Annotated in this window: 8 protein-coding genes; 4 read left to right on the forward strand and 4 right to left on the reverse strand. The window is 62.4% G+C overall.

Annotated elements, in window-relative coordinates; translation table 11 throughout:
* A partial coding sequence (locus ACIQ47_RS13310) for a phosphomannomutase/phosphoglucomutase (protein ID WP_396438578.1) occupies window positions 1–1,314 on the reverse strand: 1,314 nt, incomplete at its 3' end.
* A gap of 165 nt (window positions 1,315–1,479) precedes the next feature.
* Between ACIQ47_RS13310 and ACIQ47_RS13315 the strand changes: the two genes are divergently transcribed.
* Genes ACIQ47_RS13315 through ACIQ47_RS13325 form a run of 3 tightly spaced genes read left to right on the forward strand, consistent with a single transcriptional unit; the run spans window position 1,480 to window position 4,459 of the window.
* The gene (locus ACIQ47_RS13315) at window positions 1,480–3,039 is read left to right on the forward strand and encodes a DNA-3-methyladenine glycosylase 2 family protein (RefSeq protein WP_396438579.1); all 1,560 of its coding nucleotides are present in this window, start codon (window positions 1,480–1,482) and stop codon (window positions 3,037–3,039) included.
* Window positions 3,036–3,566 (forward strand): methylated-DNA--[protein]-cysteine S-methyltransferase, encoded by a 531-nt coding sequence (locus tag ACIQ47_RS13320; RefSeq protein ID WP_296292417.1) that lies wholly within the window; start codon window positions 3,036–3,038, stop codon window positions 3,564–3,566. Before ACIQ47_RS13315 ends, ACIQ47_RS13320 begins: the two co-directional genes overlap by 4 nt.
* The gene (locus ACIQ47_RS13325; RefSeq protein WP_296292418.1) at window positions 3,563–4,459 is read left to right on the forward strand and encodes a DMT family transporter; all 897 of its coding nucleotides are present in this window, start codon (window positions 3,563–3,565) and stop codon (window positions 4,457–4,459) included. Before ACIQ47_RS13320 ends, ACIQ47_RS13325 begins: the two co-directional genes overlap by 4 nt.
* On the opposite strand, the gene ACIQ47_RS13330 is transcribed toward ACIQ47_RS13325, so the two are convergent.
* Window positions 4,440–5,489: an RNA methyltransferase gene (locus ACIQ47_RS13330; protein ID WP_396438580.1), complete on the reverse strand. Its 1,050-nt coding sequence runs from the start codon at window positions 5,487–5,489 to the stop codon at window positions 4,440–4,442. The two genes, ACIQ47_RS13325 and ACIQ47_RS13330, sit on opposite strands and share 20 nt — an antisense overlap.
* A 12-nt stretch (window positions 5,490–5,501) precedes the next feature.
* On the reverse strand, window positions 5,502–5,723 hold the full coding sequence (locus ACIQ47_RS13335) for a SlyX family protein (protein WP_396438581.1): 222 nt from the start codon (window positions 5,721–5,723) through the stop codon (window positions 5,502–5,504).
* Between the two features lie 188 nt (window positions 5,724–5,911).
* Here ACIQ47_RS13335 and metK point away from each other — a divergent pair, with 188 nt between their 5' ends.
* The gene (gene metK / locus ACIQ47_RS13340) at window positions 5,912–7,093 is read left to right on the forward strand and encodes a methionine adenosyltransferase (protein WP_396438582.1); all 1,182 of its coding nucleotides are present in this window, start codon (window positions 5,912–5,914) and stop codon (window positions 7,091–7,093) included.
* 82 nt (window positions 7,094–7,175) lie between these two features.
* Here the strand turns inward: metK and ACIQ47_RS13345 are convergent.
* A partial coding sequence (locus tag ACIQ47_RS13345; RefSeq protein ID WP_396438583.1) for an amidase occupies window positions 7,176–8,566 on the reverse strand: 1,391 nt, incomplete at its 5' end.

Consider the following 8,566-nt stretch of genomic DNA (forward strand, 5'->3'; position numbering starts at 1 on the left):
GGTCTGGCCTTCAAAGCGCAACACCAGCACCGGCGTGGTGTTGGAGGCGCGGATCAGGCCAAAGCCATCGGGCCAGTCCACACGCAGGCCGTCGATGGTGCAAACCTGGGCAGGTGCCTTGAAGGCCTCGCCGGCCAGCGCCTGCAGCGCAGCTGTCACGCTGTGGGGCTCTCCTTCAGTGCAGGCCACGTTCAGCTCGGGCGTGCTGAAGCTGGCGGGCAGGGCATTCAAGACGGCGTTGGCATCGGGCGATTGGCTGACGATTTCGAGCAAGCGGCAACCGGCGTAGGTGCCGTCGTCAAAACCGTACCAGCGCTCTTTGAAGAAAATATGGCCACTCATCTCGCCGCCCAGGGGGGCCTGGCCACCTGCGACCTCGATGGCCTTCATCTTGGCTTTGATCAGCGAATGCCCTGTTTTGTACATCAGGGGCTGACCGCCCGCAGCCTCAATGGCCGGGGCCAGGCGCTGCGAGCATTTGACGTCAAACAAAATGGTGCCGCCCGGCACACGGCTGAGCACGTCTTGTGCAAACAGCTGCATCTGGCGGTCGGGGTAAATGTTGTTGCCGTCTTTCGTGACAATGCCCAATCGGTCACCGTCGCCGTCAAAGGCCAGGCCCAATTCGGCGCCACTGGTTTTCAGGGCCGCAATCAGGTCTTGCAGGTTTTCCGGCTTGCTGGGGTCGGGGTGGTGGTTGGGGAAGTTGCCGTCCACCTCGCTGAACAGCTCGATCACTTCGCAGCCCAGAGCGCGGAAGATGCCGGGGGCCGAGGCGCCCGCAATGCCGTTGCCCGAGTCGATCACGATCTTCATGGGGCGCGACAACTTCACGTCGCCCACGATGCGCTGCGTGTAGTCGGCCAGCACGTCCAAATGCGTCACGCTGCCGCCATCCGTCAGCCGCCAGGTTTCGGCTTCCATCATCTGGCGCAGAGCCTGGATTTCATCGCCATAAATGGCGCGGCCGCCCAGCACCATCTTGAAGCCGTTGTAGTCCTTGGGGTTGTGGCTGCCCGTCACCTGGATGCCGCTTTGGCAAGCGGTGCTGGCCGCAAAGTACAGCATGGGCGTGGTGGCCAAGCCGATGTCGATGACCTGGATGCCTGCGGCCACCAGACCACGGATCAGCGCGGCCGACAATGCGGGGCCACTCAGGCGGCCGTCGCGCCCCACAGCCACCGCGCTCTGGCCTTGGGCCAGAGCATGCGTGCCAAAGGCCTTGCCCAGACCTTCGGCCACTTGCTCATTCAAGGTCGACGGCACCACGCCGCGGATGTCGTAGGCTTTGAAGATCGTAGAGGTGACTTGCATGGCGTCTGGGATTGGTCTGGGTAGGAGAGGCTCCAGCCTGGCCGCTGGGAAGGTGAGCGCCTTGTATTGTAGGGGCTGAGGCCCGCCCGCCAGCCGAAATCACGGGTCCGAAAACGGCACATTCCAAACGTTCAGACAGCGCCATTTATGGCTAACATGGCCTTCATGAAACGCCATCAGCTGCCTCCCCCACAAGTTCGGCCTGAATCGGCAAAAGGCTTGGACTCGGACCGCTGCTACCAGGCCCTGTCCGAAAGGGATGCCGCTTGGGACGGTATTTTTTTCACCGGCGTCACGTCCACCGGCATTTATTGCCGCCCGGTCTGCCGGGTGAAACTGCCGCGCGCCGTGAATTGCCAGTTTTTTGAAACGGCAGCGCAAGCCGAGTCCCATGGCTTCAGACCTTGTTTGCGTTGCCGCCCGGAGCTGGCCCCCGCGCGGCGCTTTTGGTCCACCACCGATGCGCAGGCCTTGGTGGCTGAATTCGCGGCCCAGCAACTGCACATGGCCATCGACCATGGCCGCAAACCACCCACCCTGAGCACCTTGGCCGCACAACTGGGCGTGAGCGACCGGCACCTGCGCCGCATGTTCACGCTGCATTGGCAGGTCTCGCCGCTGCAATACCTGCAAACCCAACGCCTGCTGCGGGCCAAACAGTGGCTGCACGACAGCCCGATGTCCGTGGCCCAGGTGGCCCAAGCCAGCGGATTCGGCTCGGCCCGGCGCATGTATGCGGCGTTTTCAAAGCATTACCGACTCAGCCCAGGACAACTTCGCCCGGCCCGCACGCAGCGCCAGGCCGCATCCGTTAGCGGCGCGCCATTGGCCATGGAACTGCACTACCGGCCACCGTGCCAGATCGCGCAGCTGTGGCAATTTTTCAAAACCCGTTCGCTGGAGGGCATGGAGAGCTGGCGCGGCGAAGGCACGCAAGCCCAGTTGCGTCGCACCGTGCGCTGGCTCCATGGCCCCAGCGTGATCAACGGCTGGTTGACGGTCCGCTGGGACAACCTGCACCCTTGGGTCCATCTTCGCGTCAGCCCCAACTTGCTGCCCGTGCTGCCCGCTCTGGTGGCGCAGGTGCGGGACTGGCTGGACCTGGATGCCCAGCCCGCCGCCATCGCCCAGGTGCTTGAGCCCGCATTTCCACACGCCATGGGCCAGCGTTTGCCGGGGGGCCTGGATGGATTCGAGCTGGCCGTGCGCGCCATTTTGGGTCAGCAAATCACCGTCAAGGCCGCACGCACGCTGGGGCAGCGCTTGGTCCAAGCGCTGGGCACGCCTTGCGAAACACCTTGGCCTGAACTGAACCGAACCTTTCCCAGCCCGGCGTGCCTGGCGCTGGAGGAAAACGCCGCGCTCATGGGAAGCCTGGGTGTGGTGCGCCAAAGGCAAAAAGCGATTCAGGCACTGGCACGGGCGGTTGAATCGGGCGCGCTAAAGCTGCACCCCCAAGCCCCGCTGGAGCCCACTTTGCAGGCACTGATGGCCTTGCCCGGCATCGGCCCCTGGACGGCGCATTACATCGCCATGCGTGCTTTGCGCTGGCTGGATGCCTGGCCGGTGCAGGATGTGGCCTTGCAAACCGCCTTGGGCGTGCGCCAACACCCCCGCCCCACGCAGGCATTGGAACAACTCGGGCAGCCATGGCGCCCTTTTCGCAGCTATGCCCTGATTGCCGCTTGGCAGCGCCTGTCATCCTCAACCCACACAACGCCATGAAAACCATCACCACGCAAGCACTGAACGGCCCTTTGGGGCCCATGATCCTGGCCGCATCGCCGCAAGGCCTGTGCGGCGTGTGGTTTGAAGGCCAGCGCCATGGCCCGACCGAGGCCGGAATGCAAAGCTGGACGAACGACAGCGACCACACGCTGCTCCAAAGCGCCTCCCGGCAACTGCTGGCCTACTTTGCAGGCGATTTGACATCGTTTGACGTGCCTTTGGACCTGTCGGCAGGCACGCCCTTTCAACAATCGGTCTGGCGCGCTTTGCTGTCCATCCCCTCTGGTGCACATCAAAGCTATGGCGATGTGGCCCGTCAATTGAACAACCCCCAGGCCGTTCGTGCCGTCGGCGCGGCGGTGGGACGTAACCCGGTGAGTATCATCGTGCCTTGCCACCGCGTCCTGGGTGCCGGTGGCCAACTCACGGGTTATGCAGGCGGGTTGTGGCGCAAACAGGCGCTGCTCAAACTGGAAGGCTACCCGCTCGCCCTGACATCGACTGTTCCCCTCTTTCCTGAATGACCTCTTCTCACGCCAAAGGCTGGCTGACCGATTTTTTGATCCTGGCCGCCATTTGGGGCTCATCCTTTTTATTCATGCGCATAGCCGCCGTCGAATTGGGTCCCCTGCCCACGGCCGCCATCCGGGTGGCCATTGCCGCCGCTTTTTTGCTGCCGATCATGCTGGCCAAAGGCCACTGGGCCCAATTGCGCAGGCATTGGAAGCCGGTGCTCTTTGTCGGGGCGCTCAACAGCGGCGTCCCCTTTGCCTTGTATGCCTTTGCCGTCCTGCACATCACCACCGGTTTGTCCTCCATCCTGAACGCGACGGTGCCCTTGTTTGGCGCGGTCGTCGCCTGGATGTGGCTGGGGGACAAACCGACCCTCTCACGGATCGTGGGCCTGGGCATCGGCTTTGGGGGCGTGCTGCTGCTGGCGGGTGGACAAGCCAGCTTCAAACCCAACGACTCGGGCATCGCCCCTGCATGGGCAGTCGCCGCTTGCCTGGCTGCGACCACTTGCTATGCGCTCGCAGCGAGTTTCACCAAAAAACACATTCCCAGCCTGCCGCCACTGGTCACCGCCACCGGCAGCCAGATCGGGGCGACTTTGGTTCTGGCATTGCCCGCGCTGTGGTACCGCCCCGATCACATGCCCAGCGCCTCGGTCTGGTGGTCCTTGCTGGTGGTGGGGGTGTTGTGCACCGGGGTGGCCTACATCCTGTACTTCAAGCTGATCGAGAACTCGGGGCCTGCACGGGCCCTGACCGTCACCTTTTTGGTGCCGGTGTTTGCCATCGCTTACGGCGTGCTGTTTTTGGGCGAAAGCGTCACGGCCTGGATGCTGCTGTGCGGCGCGGTGATTTTGCTGGGGACTTCTTTGTCCAGCGGCTTGATCAAGCTGCCGGGGCGTTGATGGGCCGGTGAAAAGTCATGGTTTTTTCGCGCTGCACATCGCGCGCCCTGAGTTGGCCACACCCTCCATCCACATCCTGCCCGGCTGACTGGCGCAACTTGGTCAGCACGCCGCGCTGGTGCAGCGTGCGGGCGATGGCCGCAGCCTTGTCCCAGCTCGGGCGTGCATAAGGCAAGTCGGGCACCGCGTTGTAAGGGATCATGTTCATCAGCGCGTATTTGCCTTGCAGCAAGCGCACGATGCCATCAATTTCTTCATCACTGTCGTTCACACCTTCGATCAAGGTCCATTGGTACTGGATCGGGTAGCCGGTGGCGCGGGCATAGACCTCGCCCGCCTCCACCAAATCTTGCGGGTCAAAACGCGGGGCTCGAGGCAGCAACTGCGCCCGCAGCTCGGCCCGCGTGCTGTGCAGCGACAAAGCCAGTGCAGGCTTGACAAGGCCTTGCGGCAAACGCTCGAACACCCGCGCATCGCCCACGGTGGAAAACACCAAATTTTTGTGACCGATGTTGCCCACCGTGCCCAGCAGCTCAATGGCCTCCATCACCGCGTCCAGGTTGTGCGCGGGCTCGCCCATGCCCATGAACACCACTTTTTTGACCGGCCTGAGCATGCGCGCCAAAGCCACTTGGGCCACGATTTCGGCGCTGCCCACCTGCCGTATCAGGCCTTCGCGCCCGGTCATGCAAAACACGCAGCCCACCGCGCAACCCACCTGGCTAGAAACACACAGGCCGTCACGCGGCAGCAGCACGCTTTCCACCGTCTGGCCATCTTGCAGGCCCACCAGCAAGCGCGCCGAGCCGTCTTGCCCCGGGTGCTGCTCGCGCAGGGTGGCCAGGCCTGCAAGCGTGGCGCTGAGTGCTGGCAAAGCCTCGCGCACCGCCGTGGGCATGAAGCTGTGCAGCGGCCTGCGCCCACTGTCTTGGGGCTTGGCCTGAGCCCACAGGCGCAACACGCGCTGCTCGTGCAGGGCGTTCGCACCCCGTGCACGCAAATGCTCGCGGATGTCCTGAACGCTGTGCATCAGGCCCCCACTTCAGTAATGCGGCGGGATTTCATCGCGCAAGTTGCGCATCTCGGCACCAGCACCCGATTCGGGCAAGCGATCGCGCATTTGGCGCAGCTCCTGAAGAAGCGCGTCGATTTGCTGCTGCTGGCTATACACCTGCGCATTGAGCTGGTCCAGCAGGTCTTCGGTAAAACCGGCCTTGATTTCCAAGTCAACCAGGCGGTTTTCAATCGGGGTGGGAATGTCCATGGGCTGTATTGGACATGATTTCGACATGGAAATACCATGCATGCGGACCTTGTTTTATAATCTACTATCGCCGAGTTACCTGAACTACTTGCAGGGCGATTCATAAATTCTGCTAAAGCGTTCGCCAGGCTCCAGGTTATCAGGGTCGGCAACGCCGACAAACCCCTGAAACTTTAGGAGCTTTTTTCATGTCCAGCAATTTCCTCTTCACCTCGGAATCCGTCTCCGAAGGCCATCCCGACAAAGTCGCAGACCAGATTTCTGACGCGATTTTGGATGCCATTTTCGAGCAAGACCCCCGCAGCCGCGTGGCCGCCGAAACCCTGACCAACACCGGCTTGGTCGTATTGGCCGGCGAGATCACCACCAACGCACACGTCGACTACATCCAGGTCGCCCGCGACACCATCAAACGCATCGGCTACGACAACACCGACTACGGCATCGACTACAAGGGTTGCGCCGTGATGGTGTGTTACGACAAACAATCCAACGACATCGCCCAGGGCGTGAACCACGCGTCTGACGACCACCTCAACATCGGCGCGGGCGACCAAGGACTGATGTTCGGCTACGCCTGCAGCGAAACACCCGAGCTGATGCCCGCCCCCATTTACTACGCCCACCGTCTGGTCGAGCGCCAAGCCCAGTTGCGCAAAGACGGCCGTCTGCCTTTCTTGCGCCCCGACGCCAAGAGCCAGGTGACCATGCGCTATGTGGACGGCAAGCCCCACAGCATCGACACCGTGGTGTTGTCCACCCAGCACAGCCCTGACCAATCGGAAACATCGACCAAGATGAAGGACAGCTTCACCGAAGCCATCATCGAAGAGATCATCAAGCCCGTGCTGCCCAAAGAGTGGCTGCAAGACACCAAGTACCTGATCAACCCCACAGGCCGTTTTGTCATCGGCGGCCCCCAGGGTGACTGCGGCCTGACAGGTCGCAAGATCATCGTCGACACTTACGGCGGTGCTTGCCCCCACGGTGGCGGCGCGTTCTCCGGCAAAGACCCCTCCAAGGTGGACCGCTCGGCCGCTTACGCTGCACGTTACGTGGCCAAAAACATCGTGGCTGCGGGCCTGGCAACGAAGTGCCAAATTCAAGTGGCTTACGCCATCGGCGTGGCACGCCCCATGAACATCACGGTGAACACCGAAGGCACAGGCGTGATCTCGGACGACAAGCTGGCCGCTTTGGTCGCCGAGCACTTTGACCTGCGCCCCAAAGGCATCATCCAGATGCTGGACCTGCTGCGCCCGATCTACAGCAAGACAGCCGCCTACGGCCACTTTGGCCGCGACGAGCCCGACTTCACCTGGGAGCGTACTGACCGCGCTGCTGCGCTGAAGGCGGCTGCGGGCCGCTGAGCTTTCTGCCCTCTCGGGGGCGAATTAACCGACTAATGAAATAGCCAATGAAGCCACTCAATGTTTCGTTGAGTGGCTTTTTTTATGCCTCTGGCGTGTGGCACACGTGCACCTGAGGCACACGCCCCGCGTGCCATTGGCCGTCCAGCGCGCGTTCAATCTGCGCGGCCAGTTGCAACAACATGCCGTCGTTGGCTTGGCGTGCCTGCGCATGGATGCCCAAAGGCAAGCCGTTTTCTTGCCAGGCCATGGGCATGGAGATACCCGGCATGCCGCACAGATTGGTCAGCGGGGTATAGGCAAAGTTGCACCACAGGTGGTGGAACCAATCGAGCACCGAAGGGTTGTCGCTGGTCGTCAGATATTCCACCGTGCCCATTTTGGGCGTCGGCAAAGCGGTGATGGGCGTGAGGATGATGTCCCAGTCTTCAAAGAACTGACCAAACGCCCGCGAGGTGGTGTTGAAGACCGCCTGCATGCGGGCCCGCTCAGTAAAGGTGGTGTTCAGGCCCATCTCCCAAATCTTGATATTGATCGGCTCGACCAGATCCGCAGGCGGACGCGCCAAGCCCCGAGGGGCCAGCAAGTTGGAGATGGTTTGCGCGAAGTTGCTGATGTAGCACGTCGTCTGTGCATCGAAAGCGGCGCGAAAGTCTACTTCAGGCAAGGCCCAATCCACTTGGTGGCCCAGCCCTTCTAAAAATCGCCCCACGCGCTGGAGCTCGTCCACAAAATGCGGCACCGCCCGAAAGTCACCCCATTCGTGCGACAGCGCAATGCGCAAACGCTGAGGGTCACGCTGGATCAAGGCGCTGTAGGGCTCGGGTGGCATCCAGTAGGGCATGAACTCGCCCGGCGCACCACCCCGGCAATGGTCCACAAAAGCGGCTGTGTCACGCACGGTGCGGCTTTGGCAGCCCTGGGTCGAGACCAGGCCGGTCAGGTCTGAGGCTACAGGCGCAATCGAGAACACCCCGCGTGAGGGCTTCAGACCAATATTGCCATTGGCCCCCGCCGGGATGCGGATGGAGCCGCCCCCGTCGGTGGCGTGCGACAAAGGCAGCACGCCCGCCGCCAAAGCCACTGCCGTGCCGGCCGAAGAACCGTAGCTGGTGTACTCAGGATTCCAGGGGTTGCGCGTGACATAGACGGCCGGGTTTTCGGCCGAGCTGCACACGCCAAACTCAGGCGTGGTGGTGCGGCCGATGACGTTCAGGCCAGAGCGCCGAATTTGCGCGGTGAGAAAAGTGTCTGCCGTGGCTCGGTTGCCACGCATCATCAAAGAGCCCATTTCCTGCAAACGCCCTTTGAGCGTCGGCCCCAAGTCTTTCATGAAAAACGGCACGCCTGCAAAGGCGCCATCTGGATTCATGCCGTCCTGCAGCGGGTTGGCCACCACGTCCTCAAATACCTCGACCACAGCGTGGACCGCCGGGTTGATGTGGGCCACCCCAGCCGCGGCCTGGGCCGCCA

The sequence above is a fragment of the Limnohabitans sp. genome, assembly GCF_044373035.1.
Taxonomy (GTDB): domain Bacteria; phylum Pseudomonadota; class Gammaproteobacteria; order Burkholderiales; family Burkholderiaceae_C; genus Limnohabitans_A.

Bases quoted from the DNA above. Each gene is read 5' to 3' on its own strand.
- ACIQ47_RS13315 (WP_396438579.1), top strand. From the start codon at position 1,480: ATGAAACGCCATCAGCTGCCTCCCCCACAAGTTCGGCCTGAATCGGCA.
- ACIQ47_RS13320 (WP_296292417.1), top strand. From the start codon at position 3,036: ATGAAAACCATCACCACGCAAGCACTGAACGGCCCTTTGGGGCCCATG.
- ACIQ47_RS13325 (WP_296292418.1), top strand. From the start codon at position 3,563: ATGACCTCTTCTCACGCCAAAGGCTGGCTGACCGATTTTTTGATCCTG.
- ACIQ47_RS13330 (WP_396438580.1), bottom strand. From the start codon at position 5,489: ATGCACAGCGTTCAGGACATCCGCGAGCATTTGCGTGCACGGGGTGCG.
- ACIQ47_RS13335 (WP_396438581.1), bottom strand. From the start codon at position 5,723: ATGGACATTCCCACCCCGATTGAAAACCGCCTGGTTGACTTGGAAATC.
- metK (WP_396438582.1), top strand. From the start codon at position 5,912: ATGTCCAGCAATTTCCTCTTCACCTCGGAATCCGTCTCCGAAGGCCAT.